Origin of the sequence: Chryseobacterium sp. KLBC 52 (assembly GCF_003347605.1) — a bacterium.
In the GTDB taxonomy this organism is placed as follows: Bacteria; Bacteroidota; Bacteroidia; order Flavobacteriales; family Weeksellaceae; genus Chryseobacterium.
Map to the genome: position 1 here is coordinate 237303 of NZ_QDFZ01000003.1, position 18588 is coordinate 255890.

Annotated in this window: 12 protein-coding genes; 11 read left to right on the plus strand and 1 reads right to left on the minus strand. The window is 39.0% G+C overall.

Annotation, left to right across the window (positions count from 1 at the left end; genetic code table 11):
- Positions 1 to 236: 236 nt before the first annotated feature.
- Positions 237 to 1061, minus strand: coding sequence for a universal stress protein (locus DDF69_RS04420; protein WP_114819702.1), 825 nt, complete (start codon positions 1059 to 1061; stop codon positions 237 to 239).
- Between the two features lie 229 nt (positions 1062 to 1290).
- On the opposite strand from DDF69_RS04420, the gene DDF69_RS04425 reads away from it, so the two are divergent.
- The 11 genes from DDF69_RS04425 (at position 1291) to DDF69_RS04475 (ending at position 18588) form a co-directional block, all read left to right on the plus strand.
- Complete coding sequence (locus tag DDF69_RS04425) at positions 1291 to 2409, plus strand: sensor histidine kinase (protein WP_114819703.1); 1119 nt, start codon at positions 1291 to 1293, stop codon at positions 2407 to 2409.
- Positions 2406 to 3170, plus strand: coding sequence for a LytR/AlgR family response regulator transcription factor (locus tag DDF69_RS04430; protein WP_114819704.1), 765 nt, complete (start codon positions 2406 to 2408; stop codon positions 3168 to 3170). Before DDF69_RS04425 ends, DDF69_RS04430 begins: the two co-directional genes overlap by 4 nt.
- 273 nt (positions 3171 to 3443) lie before the next feature.
- On the plus strand, positions 3444 to 4565 hold the full coding sequence (locus tag DDF69_RS04435) for an efflux RND transporter periplasmic adaptor subunit (RefSeq protein ID WP_114819705.1): 1122 nt from the start codon (positions 3444 to 3446) through the stop codon (positions 4563 to 4565).
- A gap of 29 nt (positions 4566 to 4594) precedes the next feature.
- Positions 4595 to 7753 (plus strand): efflux RND transporter permease subunit, encoded by a 3159-nt coding sequence (locus DDF69_RS04440; protein WP_114819706.1) that lies wholly within the window; start codon positions 4595 to 4597, stop codon positions 7751 to 7753.
- Positions 7740 to 9155 (plus strand): efflux transporter outer membrane subunit, encoded by a 1416-nt coding sequence (locus tag DDF69_RS04445; RefSeq protein WP_114819707.1) that lies wholly within the window; start codon positions 7740 to 7742, stop codon positions 9153 to 9155. Before DDF69_RS04440 ends, DDF69_RS04445 begins: the two co-directional genes overlap by 14 nt.
- Before the next feature lie 256 nt (positions 9156 to 9411).
- On the plus strand, positions 9412 to 9990 hold the full coding sequence (locus DDF69_RS04450; protein WP_114819708.1) for a DUF4840 domain-containing protein: 579 nt from the start codon (positions 9412 to 9414) through the stop codon (positions 9988 to 9990).
- 55 nt (positions 9991 to 10045) lie between these two features.
- Complete coding sequence (locus tag DDF69_RS04455) at positions 10046 to 10660, plus strand: RNA polymerase sigma factor (protein WP_306595907.1); 615 nt, start codon at positions 10046 to 10048, stop codon at positions 10658 to 10660.
- Positions 10653 to 12050, plus strand: coding sequence for an outer membrane beta-barrel protein (locus DDF69_RS04460; RefSeq protein ID WP_114819710.1), 1398 nt, complete (start codon positions 10653 to 10655; stop codon positions 12048 to 12050). The genes DDF69_RS04455 and DDF69_RS04460 overlap by 8 nt, the downstream gene beginning before the upstream one ends.
- Positions 12051 to 12089: 39 nt before the next feature.
- Positions 12090 to 13052, plus strand: a complete 963-nt coding sequence (locus DDF69_RS04465; protein WP_114819711.1) for a T9SS type A sorting domain-containing protein — start codon at positions 12090 to 12092, stop codon at positions 13050 to 13052.
- Between the two features lie 452 nt (positions 13053 to 13504).
- On the plus strand, positions 13505 to 15040 hold the full coding sequence (locus tag DDF69_RS04470) for a YifB family Mg chelatase-like AAA ATPase (RefSeq protein WP_114819712.1): 1536 nt from the start codon (positions 13505 to 13507) through the stop codon (positions 15038 to 15040).
- 440 nt (positions 15041 to 15480) lie between these two features.
- A complete protein-coding gene (locus tag DDF69_RS04475; protein ID WP_114819713.1) occupies positions 15481 to 18588 on the plus strand; it encodes a non-ribosomal peptide synthetase in 3108 nt (1035 codons plus the stop codon).

An 18588-nucleotide genomic window follows, 5' to 3' on the forward strand; every position in this document is an offset into this window, starting at 1 on the left:
AATCAGAAATAAAACTCAAAACAGAAGTACGAAAATCATAATTTCAGGCTGTACTGGAAAACTATGATGAGGGATTAATAGCTTTGACAAAATAATCTGCAATGAACATTTTAAAAAGTACAATAAAAAACAGGACCGGAAATCTATTCCCGGTCCTGTTAAACAAGATTAAGTGTAAAATTTAGCCTTTAAAGGCAAAAAGGATAATTCAAATGCGAACAGATTTTTATTGATTCTTAATCTATGTTTAGGGGAATTGATAGTAATGGTAATTTATTCTTATACGCCATGATAGCCGTTTTGCTTCGATGAAACAGAGATTCCACAAGATTGTATTTATAGGGAACCATGGTTAAAAGGTCTGGCCCCGTCAGTTTTATTTCCTCTTCAATAGCTTTAATGACCTCAATGGATTGAATCATTTTAAAGCTATACTTAATGTCATCCAGATCATATCCGGAGTTCAGATCAATATCATGGATAACCTCAGCAAAATCTTCTAATCTTTCACTCACATTGAAGACTTCAATCTCTGCATTGAATTCATTAATAAAGTGGTAAATATCATTCATGGCAGACCAGGTCATGCTTTTGTGAGTATCATAAGCAAAAAGAATCTTTCGTATTCCTGCATATTCTATGTGGGCAGGAACAATGAGTATCGGTTTTTTAATCCTGTGAATGGCCCTTGTTACCCTGTTTCCTAAAAGCTTCTGTTCCAGAGTTTTTTCCGCCATTCCCATCACCACAAAATCACATTCGTAAAGTTGCATGCAGTTTTCAAGTTCTTCAATAAAATTGCCTGAGGCCAGATGATGCCCTGTTTCTATTGCATATAAAGCAGTAAGCTCTGTTGCTTTATCCTCCAGTTTCTTCTGATTTTTAAGCGTTTGAGTGTAGAAAAAATCAGCTGAAGACTGTGCATTCAAAGCATGGATAGAAACAGTTTGCAGATTAAAAAGGATAATCCTGTATTTATTTTCTTTAGCCATAGAAGCTGCATAATGAGTGGCGTTTTCAGCTTCCTGCGAAAAATCTGTGCAGACAATTATTATTTTCATTGTACCGGATTTAATACCACAAAACTATGATAGACAGGTATTCCCTTACTGTAAAAATGATGTGATGTTGCATAAAATGATGATGAACTGTCTTTTTCAGGTGATGAACCGTCACCTCCATTTGAACACTGCTATTTTACGTTTCATGTCCTGTTTTGGCGGTCTCGTCTAAAATGGACGATACTCATATAAAATCTATGTCTATATTTACATTCATAAAATCCCGGATATGAATAGGATTTCTGCCATCAGGAAAAATATAGTACGGAATAAGAAGATTCTTTCCACCATGAAAAGAAGGCTCGTGATCTGGGCACTGGCCGTGGTTACGTTCTGTGTTTTTTCTTACCTTATTGATCCCTTTGATCCCGTTTGGAAAGGATATCTGGACGCTCCGCTGAAGATGATTCTGGAAGATGCCACATGGATTGTCTTTTTTTCCATCATCATTTCGGAGGTAAGTATATTTATTGACAGAACACTCAATAAGTGGCTTCCCTGGAGAAACAGAACCGTAAAGCGATTATTTATCCAGTGTCTGCTTCAGATCGTAGGAAGTGTTTTGATTGTGATTATTATTAATGCAATCGTGGATGGCACTTCGGTCACATTACCTGAAATGGATTCCCGCAAAGAATATACACTGCTGGGGCAATGGATTGCAACCAATATTGTAATATCATTGATTATCAGTGCATTTAATACCGTAGATTATTTATTGGAAAACTGGAAAAAAACAGCAGTAGAAGCGGCTCAGCATAAACTGAGGGCTTCCAAACATAAACAGGCTGCGATGGCGGCTGAACTTCAGGCACTTAAACTTCAGATAGACCCTCATTTTATTTTCAATAACTTAAGTGTATTGTCAGAACTCATTCTGGAAGATCAGCAGCTAGGCTATGATTATTCCGAGAAGTTTGCGAGAGTATACAGATATCTTTTAGTCAATTCCAAAAAAGACATCATTGCCGTAGAAGAGGAGCTCAAATTTTTAGAATCCTATATCTTTCTGATTGAAAAAAGAATTGGTGAAGGAGTGGTATTCAAAATAGATATTGAAGAGGAATACAGATCCAGATTCACCCTTCCGCTGTCTTTACAATTGTTGGTTGAAAATGCCATTAAACATAACCAGACTTCAAAGGTGAATCCTCTGGAGATTCACGTTTATACAAGCCCTGAAGGAGAATTGATAGTTTCCAATACATTTCTGCCTCTAATCAATAAGCCGGATTCCTCAGGGGTAGGACTTACCAATATTGTTGCACGGTACGAAATCTTAGGATATCCTAAACCTGTAATCGAAAAAACAGAAGATAAATTTATTGTAAAACTCCCATTGATATGAAGATTAATAAAGTTTTAATCGTTGAAGACGAAAGACCGAATGCCGACAGATTAAAAAGACTGTTGTTGAAGTTAAGACCGCATATCGAAATCCTTTCTGTGGAAGACTCGATTACCTCTACAGTCCATTGGCTGGAAAATAATGTGGTTCCCGATGTTATCATGATGGATGTAAGACTTGCAGATGGACTCAGCTTTGAAATATTTAACAAACATGAAGTTAAAAGTGCTGTCATATTTACTACAGCATACGATGAATATGCAGTACAGGCATTCAAATACAACAGTGTGGATTATCTTTTGAAACCTATTGAAGAAGAAGAACTGGATGCTGCTCTAAAACGCTACGAAACCTTTATGGAATCTGTTCCGGTAGTAGGAACAGCCATTGAAGGACTGTTGAATTATATCCAGCCGAAAGACTACAGAAAACGTTTTCTGATCGCGCACAGAGACGGATATAAAACCGTTCTGGCAGAAGATATCCTATACTTTTACACCGAATTGGGAATCAGCAAGGCCATGCTGAATACCGGAGTAGTAGAAAATGTTCCGCAAACTCTGGAAGAGCTTGAAAAACAGTTGGATCCCAAATTCTTTTTCCGCGCCAACAGACAATTCATCATCCATATCAATTCCGTAAAACAGATTTTTAATCATTTTAACGGAAAATTAAAGCTTGAATTGAGGAAACAGCCTGATATGGAAGTTATTGTAAGCCGGGAAAAAGCTTCCATTTTCAAATCCTGGATGGATTATTAATTCTTTAAAAATATAAACGAGATTGCTTTTAGCCAAGGCAATCTTTTTTTTCGTTTTAATTGTGAAATACATTAGTTTATCCTTACTGATTTCACTCTTATTTCCACATGAAAATCTCTTTTTTACCATAATTACAAAGGAAAACAACTGTTTTCTTTTCATTTTTCCGATCGTACGTTTCACCTGCGATTAACGACACTTCACCCAACTTCTGAATGAATATCACTGTAAGATGAAGTTATTTTGCTCCTGTAAAATTTAAAAACCAATGTTATGAATTACAGAAAAGGATACCTGGTACTTTCCCTTACAGCTGCAGCGATATTGTACTCATGCGGTTCCGGGAGCGGCCAGGAAAATGCCCAGCAGATGCAGCAGGCATTGCCTACAGATTTTATCCAGGTAAAGTCCGGAGATGCAGACATATCAACAGGATATCCGGGAAGCATAGAAGGACAGGACAATGTAGATATTAAAGCGCAGGTGACTGGTTATCTGGAAGCAGTATATATCAAAGAAGGACAGTATGTAAGCAAAGGACAGACCCTTTTCAGAATCAATCCATCCGTATACAACGAACAGGTCAATACCAATGAAGCAGCCTTGAAATCAGCGATTGCAGCACAGGAAACCGCAAGACTTGAAGTGGAAAAGCTGAAACCTCTTGTAGAAGGAAAAGTAGTTTCCGATATGCAGCTGAAAACAGCACAGGCAAGTTATAAAGCAGCATCAGCACAGGTAGCACAGGCACAGTCATCCTTAGGATCATCAAAGATTAATGCCAATTTTACCTACATCAAAGCTCCGGTTAGCGGATACATCGGCAGAATTCCCAATAGAGTAGGAAACCTTATCAGTCCGTCAGATGCTTCTCCTTTGACAACACTTTCAAGCATCAACAGTGTGAATGTGTACTTTTCAATGAACGAAGCTGATTTTATTGCGCACAGCAGAGCATCAGCATCAGGAAATACAGCAGAAAATGTTGAGCTTATCCTGGCAGACGGCTCCACTTACTCTCTTAAAGGAAAACTGGAAAATGCCAGCGGGAATTTCGACAGAAATACAGGAAGTATCCAGATGAAAGCTGTTTTTCAGAATCCTGATAAATTATTAAGAGCCGGAGGAACAGCCAGAGTGATGATTCACAATGCTCTGAACGGAGTGATCAGACTTCCGAAAACATCAGTGAAAGATATTCAGGACAGGTTCTTTGTTTATAAACTGAATGGCAAGGATAAAGTAAAAATGACTCAGATTACCGTTTCAGGAAGTACCTCTCAGGATTACTTTATCAAAGAAGGCGTGAATGCAGGAGATAAAATTGCCATCAACAGAATTGATGCCCTTACAGATGGAGCGCAGGTGGTAGCGCATACCGTTCCTTTGAAATAGTTGTATAACCATTCTTAGAAAATTCAAAAATGTTAAAAAAGATAATAGACCGTCCGGTATTGGCGACGGTAATATCCCTTATCATCGTCATTTTAGGGATTATAGGATTAAACCAGCTGGCGGTGACCAGATTCCCGGACATTTCTCCGCCTACGATTACCGTTTCAGGATCGTATCCCGGAGGAAACAGTGAAACCGTGATCCGTTCTGTGGTAACGCCACTGGAAGAACAGATCAACGGGGTGGAGGATATGGAATACATGAAATCCACCGCAAGTAATGATGGTACCTTTTCCATCTCCATTATATTCAAACAGGGGGTGAATGCCGATCAGGCTGCGGTAAACGTGCAAAACAGAGTGCAACAGGCCACTCCGATCCTTCCGCAGGAGGTTGTGAGAATGGGATTGACCACCTCCAAGCAGCAGAACAGTATGGTGTTGATTTTCAATATCTATACCGAAGATAATAAACAGTATGATGAAACTTTCCTTCAGAACTATGCGAATATCAACCTTATTCCGCAGGTAAAAAGAGTAAAAGGGGTTGGGCAGGCCATGGTATTCGGATTGAAAGATTATTCCATGAGAATATGGCTGAACCCTCAGAAAATGTCATCTTACGGACTTGAACCGGCAGATGTTTCCAGAGCCATTGCAGACCACAGTTTGGAGTCTGCTCCGGGTAAACTGGGAGAAGAATCGGATGCCGCTTTAGAATATGTAATCAGATACAAAGGAAAAAAGAACAAGCCTGAACAATATGAAAATATCATTGTTAAAAATACAGGAAGCCAGGTTATTAGGTTGAAAGATGTAGCCCGTGTGGAATTCGGAGCGATTTCAAATACGGGAGATAACCTTTCCAATGGGAAAAATGCGGTTACTGTAGCGATCATGCAAACCACAGGATCCAATGCCAATCAGATAGAAATAGGGGTAAATAAAGCTCTTGATCAATTATCAAAATCATTCCCTCCGGGTATCAAATATACGAAGGTAATGAGTACCAAAGAAAGATTGGATGAAGCTACAGGACAGGTGAAATCTACTTTGATAGAAGCATTTATTCTGGTATTTATCGTGGTATTTATCTTTTTACAGGATTTCAGATCTACGATTATTCCGGCAGTAGCCGTTCCGGTAGCGATTATAGGTACCTTCTTCTTCCTTCTGGTTTTAGGATTTACGATCAACGTACTGACCCTTTTTGCGCTTGTACTGGCCATCGGTATTGTAGTGGATGACGCCATTGTAGTGGTGGAAGCTGTTCACAGTAATATGGAAGGAACAGACCTTTCAGGAAGAGAAGCTACCCACAAGGCGATGAGTGAAATTACAGGAGCGGTTATTTCTATTACATTGGTGATGTCAGCAGTATTTATTCCTATCGGATTTATGTCCGGTTCTGCAGGATTATTTTATAAGCAGTTTGCCTATACATTAGCCATCGCAATCATTATTTCAGCAGTTAACGCATTGACTTTAACTCCGGCTTTGTGTGCCGTGTTTTTGAAAAACAATCACGCAGGAGAAGGTAAAAAACCAAAAGGATTCGGGCAAAGATTTGCGGTAGCATTCAATGCTGGATTTAATAATATGACCAACCGTTATGCAAAAGGAGTACGCTTTTTAATAGGAAGAAAATGGATTGCAGGAGGATTAATCGTAGCTGTTATCGGGGTTGCAGGCTGGCTGATGTCAAGCACGCCTAAAAGTTTTGTACCAATGGAAGACGATGGATTCTTTATGTACACTTTAAGCATGCCTCCCGGGACAGCATTGACTAAAACTACGGAAGTTTCCAACAAGATCAATGACATTTTAAAAGGAGTAGAAGCCGTACAGGAAAATACTTCCATTACCGGATATAACCTTCTTAGTAACAGTGCAGGCCCCGCTTATGCGATGGGATTTGTTAAACTGAAACCTAAGAAAGAAAGAGGTGAAGTTCAGGATATCCAGGAAGTGGTAGATATGGCGAATGCAAAACTGGGAGTGATCAAAGAAGGAAGTGTGATGACTTTCAGAATGCCTCCGGTAGAAGGATACGGAATGACGAATGATGCCGAAATCGTACTTCAGGACCGTATGGGAAGAGATCCTCAGGTTCTTAAAGCGAAAGCAGATGAACTGATCGGCCAGCTTATGCAGGTTCCGGAAGTAGCATTTGCCTACACCATGTTCAGAGCAGACTATCCTCAGATGGAGCTTGAAGTGAATGAAGATAAAGCAAAGCAGCTGGGAGTAAGCATTTCAAATCTTTTGGGGACCGTTCAGACGTATTTCTCAGGAGACCAGTCTCAGAATTTCTCAAGATTCGGGAAGTTCTATAGAGTGAATATTAAAGCAGATGGAGTTTTCAGAATGGATGAGCAGGCGTTCAATGATATTTTTGTAAAGAATGAAAAAGGAGATATGGTTCCGGTAAACACATTGATCACTTTGAAAAAAGTCTACGGCCCGGAATCCGTTCAACGTTACAACCTTTACAACTCGTTAAATATCAACGTATCTCCAAAACCCGGAGTAAGTAACGGAGAGTTAATGGGCAAGCTGGAACAGACTTTAAGCAAATTACCTTCTGACTACAGCTACGAATGGACAGGATTGAGTTTGGAAGAAAAATCAGCTGGAAATCAGACGATTGCCATCTTTGGGTTGTGTTTACTTTTTGTATATCTGTTGCTGGCAGCTCAATATGAAAGTTATATTCTTCCTCTGGCCGTAATGCTTTCTATCCCAACGGGAATTGTAGGAGCATTCTTAGGAATAAAAGCAATCGGACTGGATAATAACATCTACGTACAGGTAGGACTGATCATGCTTATCGGGCTTCTCGCCAAAAACGCGATCCTGATTGTAGAATTTGCCATACAAAGGCGAAAAGCAGGTCTTTCGATTCTGGACTCTGCACTGGAAGGAGCAAAGGCGAGATTACGTCCGATTATCATGACTTCATTAGCCTTTATTGTGGGAATGATTCCATTGATGATTTCTTCAGGAGGAATGGCTTCAGGAAACAAATCCATCAGTACAAGTGCTGCCATGGGAATGCTGAGTGGAGTGGTTTTAGGAGTTTTCGTAATTCCTGTACTCTACATGTTCTTTCAGTATCTGGATGAGAAGTTCTCTACCAAAAAGAAGTATACTACAACAGAAAATCAATTGACAAATGAGCATATTTAATATAAAGAATTTCCTTATTTCAGGCGCAATGGCATCACTGCTGATGTCTTGTGCCGTAGGGAAAAAATATACAAGAACAGATCTTCAGATTCCCGAAACCTATAAAGAATCTGTACAGGTAACAGGAGATACGGTAGTACTGCCATGGAAGACTTTCTTCAAAGATCCTAAATTGATAGGCTTAATAGATAAAGCCCTATTAAGAAATAATGAAGTGAATGTGGCTTTGAAAAATATAGAACAGCTGGATCTGATTTATAAACAAGCTAAGCTGGGGCTGATGCCAACATTAGATCTTACAGCAGGTGCCAACAGAAGCTGGGCTTCCACCAATACGCTTAACGGCTCTTTGAACGAACAGTTTGTCGGAACAAAATATATGGATGATTTCAGTGCTGCACTGAGACTTTCCTGGGAAGTAGACATCTGGGGAAAAGCTAAAATGCAGAAAGAATCTGCTGCAGCAGAATATTTTGGGCAAAAAGAAAATTTAAATGCCATCAAAAGCAGAATCGTAGTTCAGGTGGCTCAGGCTTATTATAATCTGATCAGTCTTGATGAACAGCTGAAAATAGCTGAACAAAACATTGAGCTTAGTGACAATACGCTTAAAATGATGAATCTTCAGTTTACAGCAGGACAGATTAATTCATTAGCCGTTCAGCAATCGGAAGCGCAGAAGAAAACAGCCGAGCTGCTGATTCCTTTAGCGAAGCAGAATATTTCTATCCAGGAAAATGCTTTGAGTATTCTTTGTGGAGAATATCCGGCCAAAGTAGAAAGAGAAGGAAATCTGAAAACAATGATTCCTGAAAATAAACTGTCAGAAGGATTGCCCGCACAACTGCTGAGCCGAAGACCGGATCTGAAGATGGCAGAGTTTAACGTTATCAGTTTAAATTCCAAAACCGGATTAGCAAAAGCCGCCATGTATCCAAGTATCAGTCTGAGCCCGCAGATAGGAGTAAATTCCAATAAATTCAGCTCATGGTTTGATATTCCGGGATCTATTACCAAAGCAATTGCGGCCAATCTTGCTGCCCCGATTTTTCAGAAAAAGCAGTTGAAAACAGCTTATGACACCGCTTTAATTGAGCAGGAAAAAGTGGCCATCAATTTTAAACAGTCGGTAATGACTGCGGTGGGAGAAGTTTCCGATGCTATGGCGAAATCCAAAGGTTCTTCAGAAAGATTACAGCTTCTAGAACAGAGAACAGCGATTCTGGACAAAGGAATCAATGATGCGTTGAAGCTGTATAAAAGTGGTATGGCAACCTATCTGGAAGTCATCACTGCTCAGAATAATAAACTCCAGAATGATCTGGAAACCATCAATGTTACCCTTGAAAAACTAAATGCTGAGGTAGATCTTTACAGGGCACTTGGAGGTGGAGTACAATAAAATACAACTGGTCAATAATGAAAAGGAAGCTATGTCATGTAGTTTCCTTTTTGCTGTTTATATAAGATAGATAGAATTTCATTTTAATAACAGGTACGGAATTTGCAATGAGATGATGAAAATTTTATGTACACAATATCAATTGGTTATAGTTTTTTTTGTTTTTTTTCAGAAAAAGGATGCAAGATTTTCGGAAAACAGGATTTATATAGATGAGTACTCGAAAATAATTAATGTTTAACGAAAATGTAATGCAATGAAAAAATTGACAGTACCCCGATTTTTTATAACAGTTTTAATGGTTTTAGTAGGATTTACCCTATACTCTTGTAATGATAATGAAGGACCAGATATTCCACCTGTAAAAATGGAAGACCTGGCAGGCAACTATAAAGGAAAACTGATTATTGTACAAGGAAACAGCAAAAGAGAAGGAATAAAAGAATTCAAAGTAAAGAAAGATACCATCTCATTTGATGAATTTCCAGTGGCTGAAATTGTAAAAGCAGTAGTGAAAGATCCTGCAAAAGCAGAAGCCGCTTTAAAGACAATGGGAAAAGTAAAGTATGACCTTAAATATGCAGCAGTGATCAACACAGCAAATAATGTGATAGAGCTTACTTTAACCCCAAAAACGATGGAACTTCAGATTCCTGTAGACGGAGTTAATAAAAAGACCGTTGTGGAATTTGTTTCTAAGCAAAAAGGATATTATGTGGGATTGGATCAGACGCTTAGATATGCTTTCACCGCAGAAAAAATTACAGTAGACGGGACATTGGTTACTCCTTATGAAGTGATTGATTATAATTTCCCATTCTGTATAAAAAATTAATGAATAGATAGTATCATCAATGGATTGCACTTTATTAAAAAGATGCAATCTATTTTTGCTTGACAGTTTAACATCCCAGTGGGTACGCAGGCAGCAGCATTATATGGAAGAAAGTAAAGAACAGATTTTGGTAAAGCACCTTCTGAAAAAGGAAGAGGCTGCCTGGAAAGAGCTTTTTGGAGCTTATTCCAGAAATCTGTCCTACGTATGCTCCCGTTATCTGGCAGAAAAAGAAGATGTGCATGATGTGCTTCAAAACAGTTTTATTAAAATGTTCCGTTCGATAGAATCTTTTGAGTACAGAGGAAATGGTTCTTTAAAAGCCTGGATGACCCGTATCGCAGTTAATGAATCTCTAAAGCATATCAAACAGAAAGGTGACTTTAAATCTGCTGTAGAGGTAGATGATCTTGCGGACATCCCTAATGAAGAAGAACCGGATTTTGAAGAAATCCCACGTGATGATATTATGATGATGATAAGAGCTCTTCCGGATGGCTACCGGACTGTTTTTAACCTGTTCGTATTTGAGAAAAAAAGCCATAAGGAGATTGCCGGGCTGCTGGGGATTGCAGAGAATTCTTCCGCATCACAGTTTCACAGGGCAAAAGGTCTGCTGGCTCAGAAAATAAAAGAATTTAAAATGTCAATAAAAGCACAATATGAATAACGAATGGCTAAATAATCTGCGAAGCAGAATGGATGACCATGAAGAGGACGTTCCGGAAGGGTTGTGGGATGACATTAAAGATGAATTATTTTCTGGTGAAGAAAATAACAGCATTCCCGGATTTATTCCCGCAGTTCATGAAGGTGGAGAAAAGAAAAAAAAGGGAACAAATGCTGGAAACAGATCCATATTTTATCGCGTTGGAGGGATTGCAGCGGCCATTGCATTATTGTTTTTGCTGACCAAAATACTTCCCCGGAATGATGCCGGAAAAACTCTGTCTCATAAACCGGCAGATGTGAAAGGAGAGAAGGAAAAAAATTATGTAAAAACTACCGAAACTGAGGATATTTCAGGCAGTGAATTAAAATCAAAGACAGATGATTTTTTAGCTGAAAATATATTGAACACCGGTGCTCCCGAGATAACGATAATACAAAGACATGCAGATAATGGAGCAGAAAATCATGCCGGAAGTAATCAGAAGATAGAGGATGTCTTCAAGCTTCCGACAGCATTGGAGTCTTTTCAGCAGGAAAGTAAGATCGCCCAGAAAACAACGGTTATTGATGATACCGTGAAAGAAACGGTAAAAGAACAGGCTTCTGATGAGGTTCTTTTTAATCAGGAAAAACTAAAGGAGGTCTATGCTGAAAATACACAGCGTAAAGCCACCAAAACCAGAGATAAAAAGTCCTGGATGTTAGGCATGCTTACTGGTAATATGGGGTCCAATTCTGCAGAACAGCAGTTTCCGGGCTATGCTTCAATCACCGGAAAAGCGATGAATGTTGAGCAGGTATGGACTACTTCAGAATATCATGATGATCCTCTTACAGCCATATTGCTGGCCAATCAAAGTCAGCCGGTAGAAGCAAGGATAAGACATAAAGTACCGGTAACATTGGGGCTTTCTGTTTACTATAATTTGGGCAGGAGATGGGGAATAGGAACAGGGCTGAATTATACCAAGTTGTCTTCTGAGCTGCATTCCGGAAGTGAGAATAATTATATTAAAGGAGATCAGACGCTGCATTATATAGGAATTCCGGTACAGGTTAATTATAATGTCATTCAGAAAGGGAAATTTACAGGATACATTACAGGTGGGGCTTTGGTAGAAAAACCAGTGGCAGGAAATATTACAACAAGTTATGTTGTTGATGGTAAAATAAAGGAAAGCTCAAAAGAGCGTGTAGAGCCTAAACCTCTGCAGTTTTCTGTCAACACAGCTGTTGGCTTTCAGCTGAAACTTATTGATAAAATAGGAATTTATGCAGAACCGGGAATAGGATATCATTTTAAAGAAGAAACAGCACCCAATACCATTTATAAAGAAAAACCGCTTCATTTTAATATGAAATTCGGAATAAGAGTTCTGCTGGATTAATGCAGACCATTTTAAAACACCAAACTTAATAATTGATATATGAAAACAAAACTAATCTTTTTAGTGGTTTTATTATTCTCCATTCTGAATATAAAAGCACAGTGCACCCCTACAATTACCAGCGCCAGACTCGGGCAAAAATACCCGGGAACGATCTTATTCTGCGATACGGAAGATGAAATTCTTTCCACAACACAGACTTACGCAACGTATCAGTGGTATAAACAGGAATGGACATGGCAGACACCGAATAACAACCCATGGGTAGCCATTCCGGGAGCGACATCACAACAGCTGACCATTAGTGGTAATGACCAGCTGAATTATTTTAAGGTAGTGGTTTCGGAAGGAGACTGTACAGCAGAAAGTCCTACAGCATTTGCAGATGGTTTTGTATATGGACTGCCTGCAATGATGACTACTTATACTCCAGGTACATATGAAGAAAATATGGGAACAGTGAAGGTCTGCAACGGAGCGTCTGTACAGTTTGACAATATATTTCCTTTAGTGTATGGCAAACATACCTGGTTCAAATGTGTACCGGGAAGCAATCCGCCGGTAGCAGGAGATCCTTGTATTATTGCTGGTGTGGTAGGCGATACCTACGTTGCAACAAGCTCAGGGAAATATGGGTTTTATGCCTGTACGGAATATTGTCCGGATCAGTGCCAGATGTTAGATCCGTTTGCATTTGTTGAGGTGACTTTCGGGGACTGGGAATTCTGCAGCAATTTGGGAACAGGAGAAACAAAAATAAAAGATAATAATCTGAAAATTTATCCTAACCCTACGGCACAGCACCTTTATATCGGGAAAGAATCTGATAAAATCTATAAAGAAATTATGATTATAGATATGTCCGGAAAACTTGTTCTGAAGAAAAATGATCACAGATATAATCAGCCGATTGATGTAAGCGGTCTGGTACCGGGAAATTATATCATTGTTTCTAAGAGCACAGACGGAACAGAATATAAAAACAGATTTATAAAAAAATAATAGGATTATAAAATCTGAAGATGCTAACATATTGATTGTGGGAAGGAAGTATGGATGTCTGAGGAGGGATGTTCCTTGTATTGAAGAAGAACTAGAGTGATTTATTTTAATACTTTACGCTCATAGATACATTTCATCCTTGTTAATCTAATGACGGTCATAATTACCCCCAAAAAGGAATTTCCTCTTTCCGGCATCCGCTTCCTGACTTACAATTAATGTTCAGTAATTCAGATCGCATAATCTTTTTCGTTAGTTTTTAATAATGGTTGAGTCGGTACAAAGAAATTTGTACCGGTTTTTTTTTAATCACCCTGTCTCTTCAATAGAAAAATCCGAATAGATGTTTCGTTAAAAACTTTTTTTAAATATCTGCCTGGATAAAATGTTGTTAATGTAAAACCCATATTTTCAAAATACTATATTGTTTACTTTTACTTCAAAAACACATCATGCTGATCAAAATTTATGGAAGTGCCATTCATGGAGTGGCTGCACAGACCATTACCATTGAAGTGAATGTAGATACCGGAGGAGTAGGATACCATCTCGTTGGGCTTCCTGATAATGCTATTAAAGAAAGCAGCTACAGAATTTCTGCAGCCCTGAAAAATGTAGGATTTAAAATTCCCGGTAAGAAAATTACGATTAATATGGCTCCTGCGGATCTCAGAAAAGAAGGCTCTGCTTACGATCTCAGTATTGCTATCGGTATCTTAACCGCCTCAGATCAGATACTGGCAGAGAACGTTAAAGACTATATTATTATGGGAGAACTTTCTCTGGATGGAAGTTTACAGCCGATCAAAGGTGTTTTGCCCATTGCAATCCAGGCCAGGGAAGAAGGGTTTAAAGGAATCATTCTTCCAAAACAAAATGCCAGAGAAGCAGCCATTGTGAATGACCTTGATGTCTACGGAGTAGAAAATATCAGAGAGGTTATCGATTTTTTCAACGTAGGAAAAGCGCTTGAAAAAATAACACTGGATACCCGGAAAGAATTTCATGAAAAGATCAATGATTTTCCTTTTGATTTCTCCGAAGTTAAAGGTCAGGAAACAGCCAAAAGAGCGATGGAAGTTGCCGCAGCAGGCGGACATAATATTATTCTGATCGGACCGCCGGGAAGTGGGAAAACAATGCTGGCCAAAAGAGTTCCCAGTATTTTACCTCCATTGACATTGAAAGAAGCACTGGAAACAACAAAAATTCACTCTGTTGCCGGAAAAATAGGAACAGAAACATCATTGATGACTGTTCGTCCCTTCAGATCTCCACATCATACCATATCTGATGTTGCCTTGGTAGGAGGGGGAAGTTACCCTCAGCCCGGAGAAATCTCCCTTGCTCATAACGGCGTTTTGTTTCTGGATGAAATGCCCGAATTTAAGAGAACAGTGCTGGAAGTTATGAGACAACCTTTGGAAGATCGTGAAGTAACGATTTCAAGAGCCCGGTTTACGGTCAACTATCCGGCAAGTTTTATGCTGGTAGCTTCTATGAATCCCAGTCCAAGCGGTTTCTTTCCTGATGATCCCAATAATACCTCATCTGTTTACGAAATGCAGCGGTACATGAACAAACTCTCAGGTCCGCTATTAGATAGAATAGACATCCATATCGAAGTTCAAAAGGTAGAGTTTGAACAGCTTTCTGAGAAAAGAAAAGGCGAAAAAAGTAAAGAGATCAGAGACCGTGTACTCAAAGCAAGGGATATTCAGAACAAAAGATATCAAAACCTCAATATCAGCAGTAATGCCCAGATAGGTCCAAAGGAAATTGAAGCCTATTGTGAACTGGATGAATCTTCTTTCAGTCTCATCAAATTAGCCATGGAGAAATTTAATCTTTCGGCAAGAGCTTATGACAGAATTCTTAAAGTCGCCAGAACAATAGCAGATCTTGAAGGATCTGAAAATATTGTATCTCATCATATTTCCGAAGCCATACAATACAGAAGTCTGGACAGGGAATTCTGGAATGCCTGAGAGTATTCTATTTCATTGATTTAAAACTAAATACTAAGTTTTGTTTTCATAAGTTTAATTCTCACTAGTGAGATTAACATAGGAATTATGTAACACTTACATTAAAATATTATGTTAAGTTTGATTACCAAATTATTTAAAATAACATATTATGGAAATCAAATTCATAAATACTGCGTAGGAAGTGTACCTCACTTATAAAGGATAGACGAAAGATGTCTTCCTTCATTTTCGAATAAATTCATAACGTTTGAATGCAGAATACCGTCCCACAGATAGAAAGGTCGGTGCATACCCTGTATGCATTCAGTTTTGAGAAATTAATAAAGAAACACATTTAGTAATTAAACGGTGGTTATCCATCATGTCTTTACTTTTTAATTGTTTCTCCAGTTGAAATCCCACTTGCAAATTTTTAAACCAAACCAAATCAAATTATTATGTCAAACACCATTCCCTCATTAGAACCTTTGTCATTAGGTTCAGCTGTATTACTGTCATCCGAAGACAGAGAAAAACTTTTAAACCAATTCAATACAACCGGTTGGGACTATCATCATGAAGAAACCCTGGAATCTCTTTTCCGGAAGCAGGCAATCCTTCATCCTGATAAGACTGCTGCGGTTTATCAGGACCAGGAGATTACTTACGAAGAGCTGGACCAGAGAAGCAATCAGCTGGCCAACCTATTATTAAGCCGTGGTATCAAAGAAGGAAAATATGTTCCCATCTGGCTGGACCGTTCTTTGGAATGGATCATTGCAATACTCGGAGTTATCAAAACAGGTGCAGCCTATGTTCCGATAGATCCTGCTTATCCTGTAAAAAGAGTAGAATATATTCTTTCCGATACCTCTGCTGATCTTATGATTACCAATCAAACTCTTGAAGCACTTTTGTCAGAAACTGAAAAGAGAAAGGTATTTGATCTGAGCAATAAGGAAAATCTTGATTATTTATCATCAGAATATCCGGGGATTACTATTGATAAGAACGCTCTGGCATACACCATTTATACTTCCGGCTCCACGGGTAAACCCAAAGGGGTGATGGTGGACCATCAGGCTATACAACATCTGGTAACATGGCATAATCATCATTTTCATGTAGATCATAGCGCAAAACTGACTCTTGTGGCAGGGCTGGCATTTGATATCTCTGTATGGGAAATATGGTCTGCCCTCACTTCCGGAGCTGCCATTTTTATTGCTGATAATGAAGACAGAACAGATGCACTTGCTTTGCTTGATTATTATAGAAGAAATCAGATTACACATGGTTTTGTGCCTACTGTATTAGCTCCGTCTGTAGTTAATGACTCCCGTAATTATCATAATCTGAAACTGAAATATCTCTTTACCGCAGGTGAAAAGTTGAAACCAGTGCTTACTTCAGAATTAAGCTACGAGCTGGTAGATTATTATGGCCCCACAGAATGTACAGTTTACGCTACCTATAAAAAAGTGAAAGATAGTAACGGGAAATATGTTTCATCTATTGGCAGACCCATTGCCAATGCGAAAGCCTATATTCTGGGAGAAAATAAGGAATTGCTGCCCGTAGGAGCTGTGGGAGAACTCTGTATTGGAGGAAATCTTTTAGCAAAAGGATATCTTAATAACAAAGAACTTACAGATGCTAAATTCATCACCAACCCATTTAATGAAGCAGAGAAAATCTACTGCACAGGAGATCTTGCCAAATGGAATCCGGATGGTGATATTGAATTCCTGGGAAGGATTGATAATCAGGTGAAAATTCGTGGCTTCAGAGTGGAATTGGGAGAGATAGAACGTTCATTGGTTCAGCAGAATGGTATTAAAGAAGCTCTCATTCTTGGGAAAGAAACGGAAGGAAGCACCAAATACCTGATTGCTTTTGTTGTATTAGATCCTGGAGCAGTGGCAGATATTTCATCAGTCCGAAATGCATTGAAAGAAGAACTTCCGGGCTATATGATTCCTGCACAAATTATTTTTATAGATAAAATTCCGTTAACAGCAAATGGAAAAACAGATACCCGGCTATTAAAGGATCTGGCTGATAAAGAAGCAAAAGAATTGATTTCTTTTGAGCCACCCACCAACGAGACCGAAAGAATTATTGCAGATGTCTGGTCGTCTGCATTGGAACGCCCTGTTATCAATATCACGGATAATTTTTTTGATATTGGAGGAAACTCTCTGTTGGTTGCAACGGTGGCGGTTGCTTTGCAAAGAAAGCTGGATGTAAAAGTTTATCTGCGGGATATCTATCAGTATCCCACATTGCAGCAGCTTTCGGAAGTTCTTATAAACAGATCCAGAGAGGCAAGAGAAGCAATCCCTGCAGAAGATGTAGAACCATATGTAGAGCTTCAAAAAGATGTTTATCTTGCTCCGGGAACTGTTTTTGCAGGAGGTTTTGATCCTCAGCAGGTGGGAAATCCAGCTACTATATTTTTAACGGGAGCTACGGGGTTTGTAGGAATTCACCTGTTGCAGGAGCTTCTGGATACTACCAATGCTGATATTTACTGCCTTGTAAGAGCTCAGGATGAATTTTATGCAATGGAAAAAATTGACAGATGTTTTAAGCAATACCATATTCCTCGTCATGCAGAACAGAGATCAAGAATTATTCCTGTCATCGGAGACCTGGCTCTGCCGTCCTTAGGATTGTCAGAAGAAACATTTACAAAACTTGCAAAACAAACCGACTTGATTTATCACTCCGGAAGCTCAGTGAACTTTATTGAGCCCTATTCCTATATGAAAGCTCCCAATGTAGAAGGATTAAGGGAAGTCATAAAACTGGCAGGAGCTGAACGAACAAAATGCCTCGCCTTGCTGTCAACCATTTCCGTATACAGCTGGGGGCATCTGTTTACAGGAAAAACGGTAATGCTTGAATCTGATGATATTGAACAGAACCTGATGTCTGTAAGTAAAGATATTGGATATGTAAGAAGTAAATGGGTGATGGAAGCGGTTGCCGATTTAGCTGCAAAAGAAGGGCTTCCACTGATTACTTACCGCCTTGGATATGCCATGTGCCACAGTGAAACAGGGGCAAGTGCTTCTTACCAGTGGTGGTCCGGATTGGTGAAAAATTGTATAGAATTCAAATCTTATCCTGCGCTTACCGAGCTTAGAGAAGGTCTTATCACTGTAGATTATATGACGAAAGCCATGGCTCATATCACGAAAAATAAAGAGGCAATAGGTAAAAAATTCAACCTGATTGCCCGTCCGGAAAACAATCTTACTTTGGAAGACTTCTTTGGACTCATGAAAAAATATTATCCTTTCACACTCAAAGACCTTCCTTATAAAGAATGGAGAAAACAGTGGGAAGATGACAGCAAAAACCGTTTGTATCCATTGACGAGTCTTTTCAGAGATAATATGCATGAAGGCTTATCTACCGTAGAGCTTTACCAGAATACTTATGTATGGGATTGCTCCAATGTCATTCAGTACCTGGAGGGTTCTGGCATTGAGGAACCGGTGTTTGATAAGAAAATGCTGGATTCCTATTTACAATATCTTGGAATTCCGGTTGAATAG